Annotated in this window: 18 protein-coding genes; 13 read left to right on the top strand and 5 right to left on the bottom strand. The window is 73.1% G+C overall.

The genetic code is table 11. From position 1 onward, the window contains the following. Positions 1 to 113: 113 nt before the first annotated feature. Together OG715_RS15350 and OG715_RS15345 are read left to right on the top strand one after the other, a co-directional pair. On the top strand, positions 114 to 1,496 hold the full coding sequence (locus OG715_RS15350; RefSeq protein WP_030395794.1) for a glycine--tRNA ligase: 1,383 nt from the start codon (positions 114 to 116) through the stop codon (positions 1,494 to 1,496). A gap of 248 nt (positions 1,497 to 1,744) precedes the next feature. Beyond that, a complete protein-coding gene (locus tag OG715_RS15345) occupies positions 1,745 to 2,290 on the top strand; it encodes a hypothetical protein (RefSeq protein WP_266269321.1) in 546 nt (181 codons plus the stop codon). Between the two features lie 39 nt (positions 2,291 to 2,329). Here the strand turns inward: OG715_RS15345 and OG715_RS15340 are convergent, their stop codons facing one another. Together OG715_RS15340 and OG715_RS15335 are read right to left on the bottom strand one after the other, a co-directional pair. Beyond that, positions 2,330 to 3,610, bottom strand: coding sequence for a hypothetical protein (locus OG715_RS15340; RefSeq protein WP_266269320.1), 1,281 nt, complete (start codon positions 3,608 to 3,610; stop codon positions 2,330 to 2,332). Between the two features lie 190 nt (positions 3,611 to 3,800). Continuing rightward, positions 3,801 to 4,391: an NADAR family protein gene (locus OG715_RS15335; RefSeq protein WP_266269318.1), complete on the bottom strand. Its 591-nt coding sequence runs from the start codon at positions 4,389 to 4,391 to the stop codon at positions 3,801 to 3,803. 383 nt (positions 4,392 to 4,774) lie between these two features. Here OG715_RS15335 and OG715_RS15330 point away from each other — a divergent pair, with 383 nt between their 5' ends. Both OG715_RS15330 and OG715_RS15325 read left to right on the top strand, forming a co-directional pair. Then, positions 4,775 to 5,314, top strand: a complete 540-nt coding sequence (locus OG715_RS15330; protein ID WP_266269316.1) for an RNA polymerase sigma factor — start codon at positions 4,775 to 4,777, stop codon at positions 5,312 to 5,314. Further along, a complete protein-coding gene (locus OG715_RS15325; protein ID WP_266269315.1) occupies positions 5,311 to 5,580 on the top strand; it encodes a hypothetical protein in 270 nt (89 codons plus the stop codon). The genes OG715_RS15330 and OG715_RS15325 overlap by 4 nt, the downstream gene beginning before the upstream one ends. A 60-nt stretch (positions 5,581 to 5,640) precedes the next feature. Here the strand turns inward: OG715_RS15325 and OG715_RS15320 are convergent, their stop codons facing one another. Then, a complete protein-coding gene (locus OG715_RS15320; protein ID WP_266269314.1) occupies positions 5,641 to 7,146 on the bottom strand; it encodes an MFS transporter in 1,506 nt (501 codons plus the stop codon). Positions 7,147 to 7,240: 94 nt separating this feature from the next. Here OG715_RS15320 and OG715_RS15315 point away from each other — a divergent pair, with 94 nt between their 5' ends. Further along, a complete protein-coding gene (locus OG715_RS15315) occupies positions 7,241 to 8,170 on the top strand; it encodes a helix-turn-helix transcriptional regulator (RefSeq protein WP_266269313.1) in 930 nt (309 codons plus the stop codon). Positions 8,171 to 8,574: 404 nt separating this feature from the next. Here the strand turns inward: OG715_RS15315 and OG715_RS15310 are convergent, their stop codons facing one another. Further along, on the bottom strand, positions 8,575 to 9,156 hold the full coding sequence (locus OG715_RS15310) for a hypothetical protein (RefSeq protein WP_266269312.1): 582 nt from the start codon (positions 9,154 to 9,156) through the stop codon (positions 8,575 to 8,577). A gap of 134 nt (positions 9,157 to 9,290) precedes the next feature. Here OG715_RS15310 and OG715_RS15305 point away from each other — a divergent pair, with 134 nt between their 5' ends. From OG715_RS15305 to OG715_RS15270, 8 genes are all read left to right on the top strand, one after another. Next, positions 9,291 to 10,520 (top strand): sensor histidine kinase, encoded by a 1,230-nt coding sequence (locus OG715_RS15305; protein ID WP_266269311.1) that lies wholly within the window; start codon positions 9,291 to 9,293, stop codon positions 10,518 to 10,520. Next, the gene (locus OG715_RS15300) at positions 10,508 to 11,152 is read left to right on the top strand and encodes a response regulator (protein ID WP_266269310.1); all 645 of its coding nucleotides are present in this window, start codon (positions 10,508 to 10,510) and stop codon (positions 11,150 to 11,152) included. The genes OG715_RS15305 and OG715_RS15300 overlap by 13 nt, the downstream gene beginning before the upstream one ends. Further along, complete coding sequence (locus OG715_RS15295) at positions 11,149 to 12,039, top strand: DUF4097 family beta strand repeat-containing protein (protein WP_266269308.1); 891 nt, start codon at positions 11,149 to 11,151, stop codon at positions 12,037 to 12,039. The genes OG715_RS15300 and OG715_RS15295 overlap by 4 nt, the downstream gene beginning before the upstream one ends. A gap of 411 nt (positions 12,040 to 12,450) precedes the next feature. Beyond that, on the top strand, positions 12,451 to 13,557 hold the full coding sequence (dusB, locus tag OG715_RS15290; protein ID WP_266271682.1) for a tRNA dihydrouridine synthase DusB: 1,107 nt from the start codon (positions 12,451 to 12,453) through the stop codon (positions 13,555 to 13,557). 563 nt (positions 13,558 to 14,120) lie between these two features. Further along, positions 14,121 to 16,829 carry a pyruvate, phosphate dikinase gene (gene ppdK / locus OG715_RS15285; protein ID WP_266269307.1) on the top strand — a complete coding sequence of 903 codons (2,709 nt, stop codon included), beginning with the start codon at positions 14,121 to 14,123 and terminating at the stop codon, positions 16,827 to 16,829. Positions 16,830 to 17,196: 367 nt separating this feature from the next. Next, complete coding sequence (locus OG715_RS15280) at positions 17,197 to 17,748, top strand: ribonuclease domain-containing protein (protein WP_323182128.1); 552 nt, start codon at positions 17,197 to 17,199, stop codon at positions 17,746 to 17,748. Between the two features lie 103 nt (positions 17,749 to 17,851). Next, entirely contained in the window at positions 17,852 to 18,322 is a 471-nt protein-coding gene (locus tag OG715_RS15275; RefSeq protein ID WP_266269305.1) for a hypothetical protein, read from the top strand. Further along, positions 18,322 to 18,642 carry a transcriptional regulator gene (locus OG715_RS15270; protein WP_266269304.1) on the top strand — a complete coding sequence of 107 codons (321 nt, stop codon included), beginning with the start codon at positions 18,322 to 18,324 and terminating at the stop codon, positions 18,640 to 18,642. The genes OG715_RS15275 and OG715_RS15270 overlap by 1 nt, the downstream gene beginning before the upstream one ends. A gap of 91 nt (positions 18,643 to 18,733) precedes the next feature. Here the strand turns inward: OG715_RS15270 and OG715_RS15265 are convergent, their stop codons facing one another. After that, on the bottom strand, positions 18,734 to 19,891 hold the full coding sequence (locus OG715_RS15265; RefSeq protein WP_266269303.1) for a hypothetical protein: 1,158 nt from the start codon (positions 19,889 to 19,891) through the stop codon (positions 18,734 to 18,736). Positions 19,892 to 19,996: the final 105 nt, after the last annotated feature.

Here is a 19,996-nt window from a genome sequence, read left to right as displayed (position 1 = left end):
GGTGCCGGAGATACCGATTTGAACCCCGTACCCATATGGCCGGTAACCTGAGGTATTCGGGTACGCGCAACCAGCCGTGCCCTGACCGTGCCGTACGTACTGAAGAGAGCACTGTGGCAGCCGACAAGATCGAGACGATCGTCAGCCTTAGCAAGCGCCGTGGCTTCGTCTACCCCTGCAGCGAGATCTACGGCGGCACGCGTGCCGCCTGGGACTACGGTCCGCTGGGCGTCGAACTCAAGGAGAACATCAAGCGCCAGTGGTGGCGCGCGATGGTGCAGGCCCGTGAGGACGTCGTCGGACTCGACTCGTCGGTGATCCTGGCCCGCGAGGTCTGGGAGGCGTCCGGCCACGTCAAGACCTTCAACGACCCGCTGACCGAGTGCCTCTCCTGCCACAAGCGCCACCGGGCCGACCACCTGGAGGAGAAGTACGAGGCCAAGCACGGCTTCCCGCCGCCGAACGGCCTCCAGGACGTCAACTGCCCCGACTGCGGCGTCAAGGGTCAGTTCACCGAGCCCAAGGACTTCTCGGGCATGCTGAAGACCCACCTCGGCGTCACCGAGGAGGCGAGCGGTCTGGCCTACCTGCGCCCGGAGACCGCCCAGGGCATCTTCACCAATTTCAAGGCCGTCCAGACCACCTCGCGCAAGAAGCCGCCGTTCGGCATCGCCCAGGTCGGCAAGAGCTTCCGCAACGAGATCACTCCCGGCAACTTCATCTTCCGGACCCGTGAGTTCGAGCAGATGGAGATGGAGTTCTTCGTCAAGCCGGGCGAGGACGAGCAGTGGCACGAGTACTGGCTCCAGCAGCGCTGGGACTGGTACGTCGGCCTCGGCCTGCGCACCGACAACATGCGTCTGTTCGAGCACCCGAAGGAGAAGCTCTCCCACTACGCCAAGCGCACGGTGGACATCGAGTACCGCTTCAACTTCGGCGGCACCGAGTTCTCCGAGCTGGAGGGCATCGCCAACCGCACCGACTACGACCTGACGGTGCACAGCGAGGCCTCCGGCCAGGACCTCAAGTACTTCGACCAGGAGTCCGGCGAGCGGTACTTCCCGTTCGTCATCGAGCCGGCGGCCGGTCTCAACCGCGCCATGCTGGCCTTCCTGATCGACGCCTACTTCGAGGACGAGGCGCCGAACGCCAAGGGCGTCATGGAGAAGCGCGTCGGCATGCGGCTCGACCCGCGACTGGCCCCGGTCAAGGTCGCGGTGCTGCCGCTGTCGCGCAACGCCGACCTCTCGCCGAAGGCCCGCGGCCTGGCCGCCGACCTGCGCACCGCCTGGAACGTCGAGTTCGACGACGCCGGTGCCATCGGCAAGCGCTACCGCCGCCAGGACGAGATCGGCACGCCGTTCTGCGTGACGGTCGACTTCGACACCCTGGAGGACAACGCGGTGACCGTGCGCGAGCGCGACACCATGACGCAGGAGCGCGTCTCGCTCGACCAGGTGAAGTCCTACCTGGCGGCGCGACTCATCGGCTGCTGACGTCGGCGGGCCCTGCGCCCGCGGCCTTCCGTGCGAACCCCCGTTCGCCCCGGTGTCCCCGGGGCGGGCGGGGGTTCCGCGTCGGGGGGTGCTGTGTCCGGCGGTGCCGCTTCTGGGGGCGCTGCTCCGGGAGCGCTGCGCCCCGGGGGTGCTGTTTCCGGAGTTTCCCCTTCGGGTCCGATCGTCGGGACGATCGGCTAACCTCCGCTCCGGGCCGCCGGACCGGCCCCAGCTACGGGGAGGTTGGGATGGCGGATCCATGGTCGATCGCGTCGGGCGTCGGCGCCCTGGCATCGGTCGCGGGGGCCTGGGCGGTCTACCGGGGACAGACCCGGCAGGTGGACTTCGAACTCGCCCGGACGCTCCACCTCGACCTGACGAGCGGTGAAGTGGCGCTGGCCCGCTACGCCCTGGTTGCCTTCCGTCGGGGGCAGCAGCCGTACGGACCCGATGTGCTCGCGGCCTACTTCACGATGCTGTGGTGCTTCGAGCGCGTCCTCCGGGGCCGGCGGTCCATGATCCGGTCGCCGCTCGACCGGGTCCGCCGCAGCTCTCCCGTGCGCTTCCTCGACGAGGCCATCGCCATGCACGTGGCGAGCTGGGAGAGGAACCTGCCGGAGATCCGGCGCCGGTTGATCGAGGCCCTGGCCGAGGTGCACGGCGACGAGCTGCGCGACCGGGGCCTCTCCGCCAAGTTCGAGGCGCTCGCCGGGGCGCTGCGCTCGGCCGGGGTCATGCCGACGCCGGCCCCCGTCGTCCTTCCCCCGCAGGGGGAGTCCGCCCCGGCCTCGTGAGGGACGGGTGGGGCCGGCGCCGACCGGGTGGGTCCGGGCTCAGCGGCGGCCCCAGCGGGAGCGGGGGCGGTTGGCCGGGGTGGTGGGGAGACCGGCGGTACGGAGTGCGGCGAGGGTGGTGCGGTGCTGTCCGGGGTCCGCGAGCAGGGGCGTGAGCAGTGCTTCGTAGAGGTCGGTCCGACCGGCCAGCGCGCCGGCCAGCCGGACCAGTTCGGCCGGTGGGCGCAGCGTCGCCAGCTCGCCCAGCAGCAGGGCGGGCAGCGGGGTCGGGAGGGTGGTGGCCAGGGCGGTGAGGTCGCCGGTGGGACGGCCGGCCGCCTGGCGCAGCAGGGTCCGGGCGTCGGCGGCGCGGTCCGCCCGGTGGAGGACGGTGGCGAGGGCGGCCAGCTCGGCGGTCGGGGCGGAGCCCCATTCCCAGAGCAGGGTGGCGCCGTCGGCGTGCTGCCCGGCCCGCTCCAACCCGTCCAGCAGGGCCGGCAGGTCGGCGGCGGGGCAGGAGCGCAGCGCGTTGAACAGGTCCCCGGCCTCGTCGGCCAGTCCGGCCCGGCGCAGCTCGGCGAGGGTGGCGGCGGCGTGGTGGGGGCTGCCGTGGACGGCGCTGCGGGCGAGGTGGAGGGAGGCGTCGGTCGGTCCCCGGTGGGAGAGTCGGGCGGCCAGCGCGGCGGTGTCCTCCGGGGTGAGGTGCTCGGCGGCCTGGCCGAGGATGTCGGCGGCCTCGGTCGGGGAGGCTTTCCGGTACAGGCCGGTGATGCGCTCGGCGAGGGCGGCGAGCTCGCCGGGGGAGCGGTGGCGCGGCGGGGCCGGCGCCGGTGCGGGTGCGGGGCCGGGCGCGGACGTGGGTCCGGGTGAGGGCGCGGGTCCGGTGGGTGTGGGGTGGGGGTCGCCGTCGGCCGGGGCCCGGTGGAGGTCGTGGTGGACGTTGTGGCGGAGGTCGTGGTGAACCTCGTCGTGGGCGTTGTCCGGTATGCCGTCCGGGGTGCCCGCACCGGCCCCCGGTCGTTCCCCGCCTCCGACCCGTGGCGAAGGCTGTCGCAGTTGCTCCTCCACGGTCTTCAGTCGGTCGCTCAGCTCCAGGCAGCGTGCGCCGAGCCCTTCGCGCAGTGTCCGCGCCTGGGTCAGCTGCCGCAGCAGCTCGCCGTCCACCGACTGCCGGTCGGTCAGCGACCGGACGGCTTCGGCGAGCCGCCGCTCGCGTTGCACCGCGTACTGTCTGGCACGCAGTAATTCGTCCAGCTGGGATCTGAGTTCGAGAGCGTCCTGCTCGCTCGCACCGATGCCCGCGTCCGGGGCGAGGGGCTGTTCCGTGTGCCGTGTACGCATGATCACCGCAACCTGTCCAACTTGACCCTGACGGCCAGTCATCCTGGCGTTGAAATACGGCGCTGGAGTTACGGCAGTGCGTCCACAGTCTTGCGAGTGGTGTCCGCGGGCGCATGGGGCGCACGGATCGTGAGCGACCCGGCGCGCGCGTGCTATCCGTGCGCCTCCCGGTCGGCGGCACCGGTCCGGCTCATCGCTCGGCCGGGGCGAGCCGGGCGCGGGCCTCCATGAGGGCGAAGCCGAGCAGGTTCTCGCCGCGCCACTCGGCGGGCCGCTCGGCGCGCTCGTTCTCCGCGCCGAGGCCGATGCCCCAGATCCGGTCCAGCGGGCTGGCCTCCACCAGGACCCGCCGCGCGGTCGACAGCAGGTAGGCGCGGAGTCCGGCATGGGCGCCGAACTTGGCGACGTTGCCCGTGACGACCAGTTCGAAGCGGCCCGCACGCCAGACGGCGTCGTCGAAGCCGCGGACCTGACGGCCCAGCTTCTTGGCCTCGCCGGCACTCGGCGCGGCGAGGATCTGGGCGAGCGTCCTGCTGTCGTCGAACATCCGGGCCTTGCCCGCCATCATCCAGTGCTCGGCGGTCCGGTACTCGACACCGTCGACGGTGAAGGGGTGGTCGGGCCACCACTGGCTCAGCACGCCGGGGCCGAACGACCCGTCCCGCTGCGGCTTGTGACCCCAGAACATCAGCCACTTGGCTTGGGCGCCGGCCGCCACGGCCGCGGTCAGGGCGGCTCGGTCGCGGGTGTCGGCCGGGTCGATCGTGCGTTCGTCGCTCATATCGTCATGCTGACACGAAGGGGTTCGGTGCGGCGAGCGGATTTCCCGTCGGGTGCGGGTGCGGGTGCGGGTTCGCCGTCGTCGGCGTCGGAGGTGATCGCCGAAGCCCTCCGTACCGCTCGGGACTCCCTCGACTCCCGCCTCGGACCTGCCGGGGACGTCCGCCTCTCCCTCTGCATCGAACTCGGCGACCCGGTCGCGGAGTGGCCTTCGGTCGCGGTGGGGGTGAATCCTTTCCCGGGGTCGCCGCCTCTTATGGACGACCTCGGTGAGGACCGGGGCGGACGAGGAGGTTGCGACGATGGTCTGGGCGGCTGTGGTGGTCGGTGTGCTGCTGGTCGGGGCGTGCAGTGCGACGGTGCTGCGGAAGTGGGGGCGGCGGCGTGGCTGAGGTGCGGGAGTGGCCGGGGAGTTCGGTGGTGGCCGCGGCGCAGGACGGTGATGTGGAGGCGATCGCCGCGCTGGTCTCGGGAGCGCATCCGCATGTGCGGCGGTTCGCGCGCTCGCTCTGCGCCACGCCGGAGGACGCCGAGGACGCGGCGCAGGAGGCGCTGATCATTCTCTACCGCAAGATCGGGATGCTGCGGGCGACCGGGGCACTGGCCTCGTGGATGTTCCGGATCGTGCGGAACGAGTGCCTGCGGCGGGCGCGTTCGGCGCTGTGGGAGCGTCCGGTGGCCGGGGCGGTGCCGTACCGGTCGGCCGAGGACGAGGTGCTGGGGCGGTTGGAGGCCGGGCGGGTGGCGGAGGCGATCGCGGCGTTGCCGGAGGATCAGCGGCGGGTGCTGGTCATGCGGGACGTCCAGGGGCTCAGCGGGCGGATGGTCGCCGATCTGCTGGGGCTGAGCACCGCGGCCATGAAGTCGCGGTTGCACCGGGCGCGGGCGGCGGTCCGGGCGGTCACCGTCGGAGCGGAGTGGTGAAGGGCGGCGCTTCCGGGTATGCCAGCCGGACGGTGGCCGGGCACCTGGTGCGGGGCGGGGTCGGATTCGGCGCGTTGGCGGGGGCGTTCCTGCTGCTGCCGTTCGTCGGGCCGGTGTCGCTGCTCCTCCTGCCGCTGGGGGCGGTCGCCCTGCGCGGGTGTCCGACCTGCTGGGTGATCGGGCTGCTGGAGACGGTGTCGCGGGGGCGGCTGCGGCAGGAGTGTGTCGACGGGCGGTGCGAGCTGCGTCCCGCCGGGGCGGACTAGGCCCGGTCGTGGCCACCCGGAGCGGGTGGCCACGACGGAAGGGGGACCCAGGGCCGGCCGTCAGCCGATGGAGCGGGGGAGGCGGGTCGTCAGGTAGAGGACGGTGAAGGACCCCAGGAGCTGGATGCCGAGGCAGAGGGCGAGCGCGCGGTCCATGCCCAGCGTGGGGGAGAGGCTCAGGTAGAGGGAGCCGAGGGTGGCGACGCCCAGGGCGAGGCTGGACTGCTGACCGGTGGCGAGGACACCGCTGCCCACGCCCGCCCGTGCGGCGGGGACCTTGGAGAGGACGACGCGGAACAGCGGGGTGCCGATCAGGCCCTGGCCGATGCCGGCCAGTGCGACGCCGGGGGCCATCCGCAGCGGGGAGAACCCGTTCTGGTCGGCGAGCACGGTGACGGCCAGGGTGACGAGGCCGAGGGCCTGGACGGCGGCGCCGGCGGTCAGGACCCGGCTGCCGAAGCGGCCGATGAGGCGCGGGCCGGAGAGCGAGGCGGTGAAGTAGCCGACGGCCATCGGGACCAGTGCCCAGCCCGCCGCGACCGGGCCGAGGTGCAGGCCCTGCTGGAGGGCGACCGCGATGACGAACATGAAGCCGCCGAAGCCGCCGAAGTAGGGGAGGGCGATGCCGAGGCCGCGCCGCATCTCGGGGATGCGCAGCAGGGTGGGCGGCACCAGAGGGGCGCCGCCGAGGCGCTCGGCCCGGCGCTCGACCAGGGCGAAGGCGGTGGCGAACACGGGGAACAGGGCGAGCAGCAGCCAGGACCACAGCGGCCAGCCGGCGGCGCGGCCCTCCATCAGCGGCACCAGCAGGGCGAGCAGGGTGGCGGTGAGCAGCACCGTCCCGGCGACGTCGACCTTGGCGCCCTGCGGGGCGCGGCTCTCCGGGACGAAGCGCAGGGCGAGGACGAGGGCGAGCAGGGCGAAGGGGACGTTCAGCAGGAAGACCGAGCGCCAGCCTGTGCCGAAGAGGTCCGCGGCGACCAGCATCCCGCCGAGGACCTGCCCGATGACCACCGAGATGCCGCCGACCGCGCCGTAGACCGAAAGGGCGCGCCCGCGCCGGGCGCCGTGGGTGGCGGCGGTGATGGTGCCGAGGACCTGGGGGATCAGCAGGGCGGCCGACGCGCCCTGGGCGGCTCGGGCAGCGACCAGGCTCCATGCTCCGGGGGCGAGTCCGCAGGCGAGCGAGGTCACGGCGAAGGCGGCCGCTCCGACCACGAAGAGGCGGCGCCGGCCGAAGATGTCCCCGAGTCGTCCGCCGAGGACGAGGAGGACGGCGAAGGCGATGCCGTACCCGGCGGCGACCAGCTCCAGGACGGCGGGTCCGGCGCCGAGGTCGTGGTCGATGGTCGGCAGGGCGACATTCACTATGAAGAAGTCAAGCATCGGGAGGAACGCCCCGAGCAGGACGGTGACCAGTCCGGCTGTGCCGAGGGAAGGGGAGGAGGGAGAAGAAGGAGCGGAGGAGTGGGGGGAGGCCGGGACGGTGGTGGTGCCGGTGGAGGCGGCTGAGGTGGCGGCGGGGACGAGGGGCCTGGTGGTGGTCAGTTGCTGGGTCACGGTCATACGATCCGCCGTGCCGGACCCTGGTACCAGAGTGTGCTTATCCAGGTATAAGAAGTACTTGGCAACAGGATGAGCTGTGCCGCATGCTGGTGGAATGAGTCTGACCGCCGTCACGGCAACCACCGGGAAAGTGCCCGCCGATCCTCGGCGGCAACAGCTGGCGGCGTTCCTGCGCAGTCGCCGGGAGCGGATCACCCCCGAGCAGGTGGGGCTGCCGCCGACCGGTCGGCGGCGGACGCCGGGGCTGCGCCGTGAGGAGGTGGCGCAGATCGCCGCCGTCGGCATCACCTGGTACACGTGGCTGGAGCAGGGGCGCGAGATCCAGGTGTCCGTGCAGGTACTGGACGCGGTGGCGCGCGCCCTGCTGCTCGACCCCAGTGAGCGGGCCCATCTGTTCACCCTGGCCGGCGCGGAGGATCCGACGCCGGTCCGGGAGTGCCCGACCGTCACGCCCGCGGTCCGGATGACGCTGGACCGGATGGCCCCCTACCCCGCCGCGGTGATCAACTCCCGCTACGACGTCCTGGCCCACAACGCGCAGTACACCGGGATCGTCGGCGATCTGGCCGCGCTGCCGCCCGAGGACCGCAATCTGATGTGGCTGGCCTTCACCCCCTCGCGCTTCCACCAGGTGCTGGTGGACCACGAGGAGGAGCGGGACGTCATGGTCGCCCGGTTCCGGTCCGGGATGGGCGACCACGGGGCCGAGCCCGCCTGGCGGGCGCTGCTCTGCCGGCTGCGCAAGGCCTCTCCGGTGTTCGACGCGGCCTGGCAGCGGCACGACGTGCTGCGGCCGGGGAACGGCCTGAAGCGCTTCCTGGTGCCGGAGGTGGGCCTGCTGCGGCTCGACTACACCAGTCTCTGGCTCGGTCCGGTCCAGGGACCGCGAATGATCGTCTACACCCCGAAGGACGAGGAGAGCGCCGCGCTGCTGTCGCGGCTTCCCACCCGGCTTCCGTCGGCTGCGGCTGCGGCTGCGGCTGCGGCGGGGGCGGGGGCTGTGGCGGGGGTGCCGCTCGGCTGACGGCCGCCCGGTGCGGGCCAGGCCGAGAGTGAGGCAGAGCGCGGCCAGCGGGAGCTCGGCACAGCCCGCCATGATCAGTGCGGCGAGCGTCTCCTGGCCCGGCAGCGCGGTGGCGATGTCGACCAGGGCGTCGCCCGCGAGCAGCAGGGCCACCACAGCGGCCGGTCCGGCGGCGGCCGCGCCGCGGCGGCGCAGCCCGGCGTCGAGCCGGAGCAGGGCGGCCAGTTCGCACAGGTCGAAGGCGGCCCAGGCGGTGTCGCCCGCGGCCACGAGCAGGGCCGTCCAGGGCAGCAGCAGGAACGCGGCGAGCGCGGGCACCTGCTCGGCGAGCGGGCCGAGCACGGGACGGCCGGCTCGTGCGGCGCGCGGCGCGAAGGCTGGGGCGAGACCGAGGACGGCGGTGCTCATCGGGCACCCCCGGCGCCGCCGACGCGGGCCCGGACCAGCGGCGACCGCTCGGGGGCGGCACCGCCCGCCTCGACCAGCACACCGTCGAACACACCCTCGCCCCAGGCGAGCCAGAACTCCCCGCCGACGGTGACCACCTCGGCCGCGCGGACGACCGGGGCGGGCCGGCCGGGCAGCCGGAGCAGCCGCCCGCCGGTGAACCCGACGACCGGGACCGCGCCGCCGTCCGGCAGCCGCCCCCAGGCGAGACCGTGCCGGGACCGGCGGCGCCCGACCGCCCCCGCCACGGCCCAGGCGCGGGCCCCGCGCAGCAGGCCGCCGGTGAGCCGGGTCGCGACCAGAACGTCCACCAACTCGTCGTGTTCGTAGATCTCGAGGGCTGCCCGGCCGCGGGACCGGCCGGCCCGGACGCTGCGCACCGACCACGGCCCGGAGGCCGGGTGGGCGGGGCCCCGCAGGCCGGCCGGCCCGACCGGAAGCCGCCCCTCGGCCCGGTCCGCCGGGGCGGCCGCGGCGGTGGCGCCGGGGGTCGGACGCCCGTGCGGCAGATCGGCGGAGTGCGATGCGTAGCTCGTCATGCCCTCAAGACTGGCCGTCCCCGGCAGCGTTGTCGGTAGTGCACCGATCCGAATCGAGGGTGTACCCAGCTTCACCATTTCTCGGTACCGACCTTCATGGTGACGGCCGATCACGGCACTCTAGGCTGTCCGCCATGCTCTCCACGAAGCCGCGCCGTGCGCTCATCGGGAGCGCCGCCCGGCCCCCGTGGCCTGCGGCGTCCTGGCGGGACGCCCGGTTCCTCGCCGCCGGAATCCCGCTCTCCCTTCCCGTCTGGCTGACCCTCACCGTCCCCAAGGTGTCGCTGTTCCTCGTGGGCGTGATCCTGCTCGGGATCCGCCTGCTCTCCGCCGCGCAGCGCGCCCGGCTGCGGGCGTTGCGCGGGGTGGACGTCCCGCCGCTGCTGCGGCCCGCCGGCTCCTCGTCCGGCGCGGTGACCGCACTGCGCACCGCGGTGAGCTGGCGCCAGGTCGGCTACCACCTGGTGGTCGGTCCGCTGGTCGCGCTCGGCGCGCTGGCCGTGCTGTGGGGGTGGGGCGCGGCCGTCGTGGCCTCGACGGTCCTCGGCTGGGCCTGGATGATGCCGTCCACCTCACCGGTCGCGGACCACTGGGCCAAGCTGGACGTCCCGCTCACCGTCGGCGGTGTGCTGCTGCTGGCGGTCCTGCCCCGGGCCGTGCGACTGCTGGCCGCCCTGGACGAGGCGCTCGCGGTGCGCATGCTCGGTCCGGGCCGGACGGCGGTGCTGGAGCACCGGATCGAGGAGGTGGTGGAGAGCCGGGCCGGCCTGGTGGACGCGGTCGACGCCGAGCGGCGCCGGATCGAGCGCGACCTCCACGACGGGGCCCAGCAGCGGCTCACCTCCCTGGCGATGAACCTCGGCCTGGCCCGCCGCACCCTCAAGGACGTCCCGCCCGAGGCCATGCAGGTGATAGTCGAGGCGCACGAGGAGGCCCAGGCGGCCATCGACGAGCTGCGGGACCTCGTCCGCGGCCTGCACCCGGCCGTTCTGGAGGACCGCGGGCTGGACGCGGCGCTCTCCGGCATCGCGGCCAGGGTCCCGCTGCCGGTCCGGCTGGACGTCGACCTGGCCGAACGGATAGCGCCCACGGTCGAGGCCGTCGCCTACTTCACCGTCTCCGAGGCGCTGACCAATGTCGCCAAGCACGCCCGGGCCTCCCGGGTGGACGTCTCGGTGCGGACGGCCGGCGGTCGGCTGCGCCTGGTCGTCAGCGACGACGGCGTGGGCGGGGCGGACGCCGCTCGGGGCACCGGCCTGACCGGCCTGCGGCAGCGCACCGCCTCGGTCGACGGATCCCTGTCCCTGCTCAGCCCCGTCGGGGGCCCGACCACCATTACCGTGGAGTTGCCGTGCGTGCTGTGATCGCCGAGGACTCGGTCCTGCTGAGGGTCGGTCTGGTCAAGGTCCTGGAGGCCGTGGGCTACGAGGTGGCCGCCGCCGTCGGGGACGCCGAGGCACTGCTCGTCGCGGTGGAGGAGCACCGCCCGCAGGTGGTGGTGGCGGACGTCCGGATGCCGCCCGGCTTCTCCGACGAGGGGGTGCGGGCCGCGCTGGTGATCCGCCGGCAGTGGCCGGAGGTGGCAGTGCTGCTGCTCTCCCAGTTCGTCGAGGAGCGTTACGCCGCGGACCTGCTGACCAGCAACACCAGCGGGGTCGGCTACCTGCTCAAGCAGCGGGTGGCCAATGTCGACGAGTTCGTGGACGCGCTGCAGCGGGTCGCCGAGGGCGGGACGGCGCTGGACCCGGAGGTGGTGGCGCAGCTGCTGGTGCGGCGCCACCGCGATCCGTTGGAGCGGCTGACACCGCGCGAGCGGGACGTGCTCGCCCTGATGGCGGAGGGCCGGTCGAACGCGGCCATCGCCGGTTCCCTGGTGGTCAGCGACAGCGCGGTGGCCAAGCACATCAACTCGATCTTCGCCAAGCTCGACCTGCCGCAGGCCGACGACAGCCACCGCCGGGTGATGGCGGTGCTGCGTTTCCTGGAGGTGGCATGAGGACGCCGGACGCCGGTCCGACGGCGGGCACCGGCCCGTCCCGGAGCGGGGGGACGACGACGGCCCGCCCGGAGGTGCCGGTACCCGGGCCGCCCGCGCGCGGCGGCCACCGGGGCTGGCGGGTGGTCGGGACCCTGGCACTCGTCGTGGTGATGCTGGTCGGTGCTGTGCAGACCTGGGCGATGGCGGTGCAGCAGCAGGCCCGTGCGGAGCGGACCTACGGGATCGCGGTGACCAAGGTGCGGCTGGACACCGGGCGGGCCACCGTCCGGATCAGGCCCGGTAAGGAGGGCCAGGTGGTGGTCCGGCAGTTCCTGAACTGGGTGGTGCGGAAGCCGGTGGTCTCGGCGCTGTTCGACCAGGACGAGCTCGACGTCCGGATGTTCTGCAACCAGGTGTTCGCGGTCAGGGACGTCGGCTGCGGGGCGGTGGTCGAGCTGGAGGTTCCGCCCGGGGTCTCGGTGACCGGCCGGCAGTCCAGCGGCAACATCGACATCGCCGGGGTGACGGGGGAGATCGATCTGGTCGCCACTTCGGGGGAGGTCCGGTTGGCCGATGTGTCCGGTCCGCTGACCGTGCGCACCACCTCCGGCTCCGTGCACGGCCGGCGTCTCGCCTCCCCGAGGGCCGACGTGGCCGCGACCTCGGGCTCGGTGGAGCTGGGCTTCGTTTCGGAGCCCTCGGCCGTGGACATCGGTGTCACCTCGGGATCGGTGAGCCTGGGCCTGCCGCGCGGGTCCCACTACGACTTCGAGGGCGGCATGGCTCCCCGGGGCGGGATCGATACGGCGCTGGCCGACCGCTCCAGCCCGCACAAGGTCAGGATCTCGGTCAGCTCCGGTTCGGTGGAGGTCTTCGCGGGGGACGGTGACGCCGACGGCGGCTGAGAGGCGACCGACCGCCCGGCAGGGGCCGGGGCGGCGTCGGGGCGAGGGTGGTGGGGAGCCCGGGCCGGGCCGCCCCAGGGGCGGTGGGGAGCCCGGGTCGGCGGCCCCCCGGGGCGGGCGCGGCGGGTGGGGGACAATGGAGAGTCCCCGAATCGCCGTCCCCGAGGTCAGCCGCGCATGACAGTCCCGCCCGCACCCACCGAGCCGAGCACCGCGACCGGCACGACCGGCGCCACCGGTACGACCGGCACCAGCACCGCGACCGGCGCCACCGGCACCGCAGCCACCGGCCTCACCAGCACCGCGACCGCCACCACGACCGGCAGCGCCACCGCGACCGGTACCGCGACCGCCACCGCCGCTGCAGCCACCCCAGCCACCGCCGAGTTCGCGCCGCTGACCGTCGGCCCGATGCGGGTCTGGCCGCCCGTGGTCCTGGCGCCGATGGCCGGTATCACCAACGCGCCGTTCCGTACCCTCTGCCGCGAGCAGAGCGGAGGCAAGGGCCTCTACGTGTCGGAGATGATCACCACCCGGGCCCTGGTCGAGCGCAACGCCAAGACCATGCAGCTGATCAAGTTCGACCCGAGCGAGAAGCCGCGCTCGATCCAGCTGTACGGTGTGGACCCGGTGACCGTCGGCAAGGCGGCCCGGATGATCGCGGACGAGAACCTCGCCGACCACATCGACCTCAACTTCGGCTGCCCCGTCCCCAAGGTGACCCGCAAGGGCGGCGGCTCGGCGCTCCCGTACAAGCGCAACCTGCTGCGCGAGATCCTCCGCGAGGCCGTGTCCAACGCCGGCGACCTGCCGGTCACCATGAAGATGCGCAAGGGCATCAATGACGAGCACCTCACCTACCTCGATGCCGGCCGGATCGGCGCCGAGGAGGGAGTCTCGGCGATCGCCCTGCACGGACGCACCGCCGCCCAGCACTACGGCGGTACCGCCGACTGGTCGGCGATCGCCCGGCTGCGCGAGGCCGTCCCGGCGGAGATCCCGGTGCTCGGCAACGGTGACATCTGGTCGGCGGACGACGCGGTGCGGATGATGCGCGAGACCGGCTGCGACGGCGTGGTGGTGGGCCGCGGCTGCCTGGGCAGGCCGTGGCTGTTCAGGGACCTGGTGGCGATCTTCGAGGGCGAGGTCGACTACGCCCGTCCGACCTTCGCCGGTGTGGCGCGGGCGATGGTCCGCCACGCGCAGCTGCTCGGTGAGTGGCTGGGCGACGAGACCCGCGGCGTGATCGACTTCCGCAAGCACGTCGCCTGGTACACCAAGGGCTTCTCGGTGGGCTCGGAACTGCGGGTGAAGCTGGCGAACTCGTCCTCGTTGGCCGAATTGGCCGAAACCCTGGCCCTGGTGGAGCAGTCGCAGAGCTGGCCGGCCGGTGCCGACGGCCCGCGGGGCCGGACCAGCGGCAACAACCGCGTGGTTCTGCCGGAAGGCTGGTTGGACGATCCGTACGACTGCGCCCGACCGGGCGAAGACGCCGAATCGGACACCTCTGGGGGATGATCTGTACGGGGTGGCAAAGATGGCCCTCCCGGGCCGATGGCCACCCCGTCCCAGCCATCTTTGCCACTCTGGACAAGAGGGCTCCCTTTTGGCATTGGAATGTCACGGAGCGAGCACGTTTCTGGACATAGTGCGACGATGGGCGGGGTCGGCCTACGCTCGATCGGTGAGATGTGTCCGTGACGCTTGCCACATGCCCCGGGTGCCCGAGGGGTCCGACAGGACGAAATGAACAAGTCGGTGGCGGATCGCTTCCCGAAGGGGGGCGGCGGCGGATCGGCACTGAGGGTGCAGGAAATCAAGCCGGGCCGTCAGGCCGGGCGCCCGGTGGCTACCGTGTGTTCCGGATATGTGATCTTCCGGTTTCCCCGTGTTCAAGACTTGAACGCTTGCTAGCGTCATCCGGACGATTTCACCTCCAGAGGTGAACGCCGTTCCATGCATTCGATCTAGCGGGTTACCTGCTGGTCCTGGCCACGTACGGCCTATTGGAGGCGCAGAAGAGCCTTCGAAATGGGTATGTTCTCCGGCGTCAGGGCAACCGTGCGCGAGGAGACAGACCCGTGGCGTCCCAGCAGAAGTTTGTTTACTCCTTCACTGAAGGAAACAAGGACCTCAAGGATCTTCTTGGCGGCAAGGGCGCGAACCTGGCCGAGATGACCAACCTCGGTCTTCCGGTTCCCCCGGGGTTCACGATCACCACCGAGGCCTGCAAGGTCTTCCTGGAGACCGGCACCGAGCCCACCTCGCTGCACGAGGAGATCAGCGCCCACCTGGACGCGCTCGAGCAGGAGATGGGCAAGCAGCTCGGCCAGGCCGACGACCCGCTGCTCGTCTCGGTGCGTTCGGGCGCCAAGTTCTCCATGCCCGGCATGATGGACACCGTCCTGAACATCGGCCTCTCGGACGCCTCGGTGGCCGGCCTGGTCGCGCAGTCCGGCAACGAGCGCTTCGCCTGGGACTCCTACCGCCGCCTGGTCCAGATGTTCGGCAAGACCGTGCTGGGCGTCGACGGCGAGCTGTTCGAGGAGGCACTGGACGAGGCCAAGCACGCCAAGGGCACCGCCGACGACCTCGACCTCGACGCCGCGGACCTGAAGCAGCTGGTCGAGGTGTTCAAGGGCATCGTCGAGCGCGAGACCGGCCGGGACTTCCCGCAGGACCCGCGCGAGCAGATGGACCTCGCCATCCACGCCGTCTTCCACTCCTGGAACGGCGACCGCGCCCGGCTCTACCGCCGCCAGGAGCGCATCCCGAACGACCTGGGCACCGCGGTCAACGTCTGCAGCATGGTGTTCGGCAACCTCGGCGAGGACTCCGGCACCGGCGTCGCCTTCACCCGCGACCCCTCCACCGGCGCCCAGGGCGTCTACGGCGACTACCTGTCCAACGCCCAGGGCGAGGACGTCGTCGCCGGCATCCGCAACACCCTGCCGCTGTCCGAGCTGGAGAAGCTCGACAAGAAGTCGTACGACGAGCTGATGTCGATCATGCAGACGCTCGAGACCCACTACCGGGACCTCTGCGACATCGAGTTCACCATCGAGCGCGGCAAGCTCTGGATGCTCCAGACCCGGGTCGGCAAGCGCACCGCCGCCGCGGCCTTCCGGATCGCCGTCCAGCTGGTCGACCAGGGCCTGATCGACCTGGACGAGGCCCTGATGCGGGTCACCGGCGGCCAGCTCTCCCAGCTGATGTTCCCGCGCTTCGCGCCCAACGCCGAGTCCAAGCAGATCGCCCGGGGCCTCGCCGCCTCGCCCGGCGCCGCGATCGGCAAGATCGTCTTCGACTCCTACACCGCGGTGAAGTGGTCGCGCTCCGGCGAGAAGGTCATCCTGGTCCGCCGCGAGACCAACCCGGACGACCTGGACGGCATGATCGCCGCCGAGGGCATCCTCACCTCGCGCGGCGGCAAGACCTCGCACGCCGCCGTCGTCGCCCGCGGCATGGGCAAGACCTGTGTCTGCGGTGCCGAGGAGCTCGAGGTCGACACCAAGCGCCGCCGGATGACCACCGCCGACGGCCTGGAGCTGGAGGAGGGCGACGTCGTCTCCATCGACGGCGCTACCGGCAAGGTCTACCTCGGCGAGGTACCCGTGCTCCCCTCCGCGGTGGTGGAGTACTTCGAGGGCACCCTGCACGCCGGCGCCGACGTCCAGGGCGGTCTGGTCCAGGCCGTGCACCGGCTGATGTCCCACGCCGACGTCCGCCGCCGCCTCGCGGTGCGCGCCAACGCCGACAACGCCGAGGACGGTTCGCGCGCCCGCCGCTACGGCGCCCAGGGCATCGGCCTGTGCCGCACCGAGCACATGTTCCTCGGTGAGGAGCGCCGCAAGGAGGTCGAGCACCTGATCCTCGCGGACAACGACAAGGACCGCGAGGCCGCGCTCTCCACCCTGCTGCCGCTGCAGAAGGGCGACTTCCTGGAGCTGTTCCAGGCGATGGACGGACTGCCCGTCACCGTCCGCCTGCTCGACCCGCCGCTGCACGAGTTCCTGCCCGACATCACCGAGCTGTCGGTGCGCGTCGCCCTCGCCGAGGCCCGCAAGGACCCGAACGAGAACGACCTGCGCCTGCTCCAGGCGGTGCACAAGCTGCACGAGCAGAACCCGATGCTCGGCCTGCGCGGTGTGCGTCTCGGCCTGGTCATCCCCGGCCTGTTCGGCATGCAGGTCCGCGCCATCGCCGAGGCCGCCGCCGAGCGCAAGCTGGCCGGGGCGGACCCGCGCCCCGAGGTCATGATTCCGCTGGTCGGCACCGTCCAGGAGCTGGAGCTGGTCCGTGACGAGTGCGAGCGCGTGCTCGCCGAGGTCGCCCAGTCCACCGGTGTCCGGCTGGACATCAAGCTCGGCACCATGATCGAGCTGCCGCGCGCCGCCGTGACGGCCGGCCAGATCGCCGAGGCCGCCGAGTTCTTCTCCTTCGGCACCAACGACCTCACCCAGACGGTCTGGGGCTTCTCCCGCGACGACGTCGAGGCCTCCTTCTTCACCGCCTACCTGGAGAAGGGCATCTTCGGGGTCTCGCCGTTCGAGACCATCGACCGCGACGGTGTCGGCGCGCTCGTGAAGCACGCCGTCCAGGCCGGCCGGGCCACCCGCCCGGACCTCAAGCTCGGCGTCTGCGGCGAGCACGGCGGCGACCCGGAGTCGGTGCACTTCTTCCACGAGGTGGGGCTGGACTACGTCTCCTGCTCCCCCTTCCGGATCCCGGTGGCGCGTCTGGAGGCCGGCCGCGCCGCCATCGAGACTGCGGGCAGCGACCCGCGCTGAGTGCCGGGGGCTCGTCATGAGCCCTTCGGCACGGCCGAATCGCTGACCGTGTCCCCTCCATCGGGGAGGGGCGTACACCGGAGCTCGGCGCAGGAGAACCGGCGTACGTGAAGCGGCCGGGGCAGGAACGGACAATGGCGTCCGTACCCGCCCCGGCCGCATGCTTTTCCCGGCTGGTCGGTCCGGTCGGGCCTGCCCGGCGGGATCCGGTCCCAGGCCCCCCGGCGGCCGTTGCCCCCGCCTCCGACGGCCCCGCCTCCAACGGCCGTCACCGCGGTGGCCGCCCCGATGGCCGCCGCCCCCGTTGTGGTGCCGACCACGCGTGTGGCTGGCCGGGCCCCGGCCCGCCGACTGCCAAGCTGGGCCCATGACCAGCAGAAACCGCCTGTGGACCGCCCTCGCCGTGCTGATCTGCGTGCTCGCCGCCGCGGTCGGCTACTTGCTCTCGGACGACACCGGCGGCAGCGCGTCCAAGACCGCCGCGTCCAGAACCACCGCCCCGGGCGCCACCGCCACCGGCCCGGCCGCGGCCTCGACCGCCCCGGTGGCGCCGAAGCCCAGCGCACCCCGGTCCTCGGCCCCCGCCACCCCGCCCGCGACCGCCGCCGGTACCGGCTGGGTGCCGACCGACCCGGCGCTGGCCGACGTCTGCCGCACCAGGCTCCCGGACCAGGCCCGCGACACCCTCGGGCTGATCTCCAAGGGTGGCCCCTACCCCTACCGCTCCGACGGCATCGTCTTCGAGAACCGGGAGAGCCGCCTGCCGCGCAAGACCTCGGGCTACTACCACGAGTTCACCGTCGTCACCCCCGGCTCCGGTGACCGGGGCGCCCGCCGGGTGGTCACCGGCGACTCCGGCGAGCAGTACTGGACCGCGGACCACTACGCCACCTTCCAGGAGATCGACTCCCGCTGCTGAGGAGCGGGTGCGACGGCCCCGGTGCTCCACTGAAAGTACTTTCCATCGCGGAAAGTACGTGCCATAGTGGAATCAAGATCAACGATCACCACCGGGGGACTTCATGAGCGATTCCGTGCCCGTCGAGCTGTCCGCGGCCGAGGCGCTGGGCCTCGCCGCCCGGGCCCGCGCCGCCGCCCAGGCACCGCAGCTGGTGCCCACCTGGTACGGCGCCACCTTCGCGGCCGGCTTCTCGCTCTACGGCCTCGGCCTCGGCTACGCCCTGTGGGCGGACGCGAGCTGGCTGGCCGGCGTGCTGGGCGCGGTCTTCGCGGCGGCCAGCGGCGCCCTGGGGGCCGTCGTGACCCGTCGGGGCGGTGTCGCGAGGGGCTGGACGCCCGGCTACGGCGGACCGATGACGCGCTGGGTGGTGCTGGTCTTCGTCGGAGCCCTCGCCGTGGCCGGCGTCGTCCGGCTGCTGGGTGCCGACGCCCGGGGGACGTTCGGCAGTGCCGGTGTCACGGCCGGTGCGCTGTTCTGGCTGGCGATGGTGCGCGTGAACGCCCGGATCCGCCGTGAGGCGGAGGGCGTCTGATGGCCGGGCTCGACCCGCTGCTCCAGCACCCCACCCGGCTCACCGTGCTGGCGTTCCTCGGCGGCTGCATCGAGGCCGAGTTCTCCGCCGTCAGGGACTACTGCCAGGTCTCCGACTCGGTGCTCAGCAAGGCGGCGAGCGCGCTGGAGGAGGCGGGCTACCTGTCGGTGAAGAAGGGCTATGTCGGCAAGCGCCCACGCACCTGGCTGGCCGCGACCCGGGCCGGTCGCCGGGCGCTCGCCGACCACCTGGGCGTCCTGCAGCACCTGGCGGCGGCGGCCGAGGCGGCGGGCCGGGAGGCGGAGACCCAGCAGCCGTGACCCCCTCCCGGGGCGCACGCCGCCGAGCCACCGGGCCGCCCCGCCGCCGAGGCACCCCGACCGCCGACACCGAGCCGCCCCGGCGGCGCCCTCACCGGGCCTGCCGCCAGGTGACCCGGCCGTGCGGCCCGTGCGGACCGGCGGAGAGCAGCGCGGCCAGCTCGTGCAGCACCGGACCCGGGTCGCGGCGCAGCTGGACCGGGGTGGTGCGGACGACCAGGAGGCCGGCGGCGGTCAGCCGGTTGGCCCGGGTCAGACTCCGCTCGTGGTCGGCCGGGCGCAGGTGCCAGGCCCGGGAGTCGATCTCCAGGGCGACGCAGGCCTGCGGCCAGTACGCGTCCGGCACGGCCAGGAACCGCCCGTCGAGGAAGAGCGCCGGGTTCCAGAGCGGCTCGGGGAGCCCGGCGCCGCGCACCGCGTCCCGGGCCTCGGCCTCGACCACCGACCGCACTCCGGCCGTCAGATCCTCCACCACCCGGGCCACCCCGGCCAGTTCGCGGGCCTCCGGCCGGGCGAGCAACTGGTCCAGCAGCTCGCCCAGTTCGCAGTGCCGCCGCTGGACGGCCTCGGCGCAGAGCGCGCGGAACCGGCGCCCTCCGCCCTCCCGGGGCGCGAGGTCGGCCAGCGCCCGGGCGACCGAGGTGCTCCAGAGCCCGTCGTCGCGTTCGAAGCCGCCCGGCATCGCCCCGCCCGCGCGGTGGATCCGGACGAACCCCCGGTCGGCGACCCGTCGCCGGGCCGGGACCAGCACGTCCACCTCGGTGAGGTCCGCCGGGTGCCCGGCGGAGGGGAGGCCGGCGTCGGCGAGCACGGCCGTCCCGGTGAGCAGCACCTCCCCGGCCTGCGGCGGCGGTTGACCCTTGGGGCCCGCGTAGGCGAGTGCGGCCCGCAGCCGCTGGTGCGCGGTCAGCCGGCCGGTCTGCAGGCAGATCACCCGGGGCAGCACCCGCTGCCACGGCCCGCCGGGCCGCAGCCGGTGCGCGATGCTCCCGGACGGCACACCGAGCGCGCGCAGTTGGGCGCGGGTGACGATGTGCTGCTGGTCGTCGCCGACCAGCAGCAGCGGGTCGACGACCGGTCGGGGGGCGGCCCGCGCGCGAGCGGCGACGGGCGGGCGCGGAACAGCGGCGACCGGGGTGACGGGCGGAACGGCGGCGACCCGGGTGACAGGCGGAACAGCGACGGGCGGAACAGCGCCAGGCGGATCATCGGCGGACGGAACGGCGGCGACCGGGACGGCGAGGGTCATGCCGAGGTGTTTCCCGCCCGGTTCGGAGGTATGCGAAACATCGCCCGCCCGGGGAGTGCCCGGTCGAACCGGGTTGACGCCGGACCGGTCCGGACGGTGGGCTTG

The organism is Kitasatospora purpeofusca, assembly GCF_036010405.1.
Taxonomy (GTDB): Bacteria; Actinomycetota; Actinomycetes; order Streptomycetales; family Streptomycetaceae; genus Kitasatospora; species Kitasatospora purpeofusca.
The sequence above is the reverse complement of the archived record's forward strand: the minus strand, read 5'-3'. Positions and strand labels throughout refer to the sequence as shown.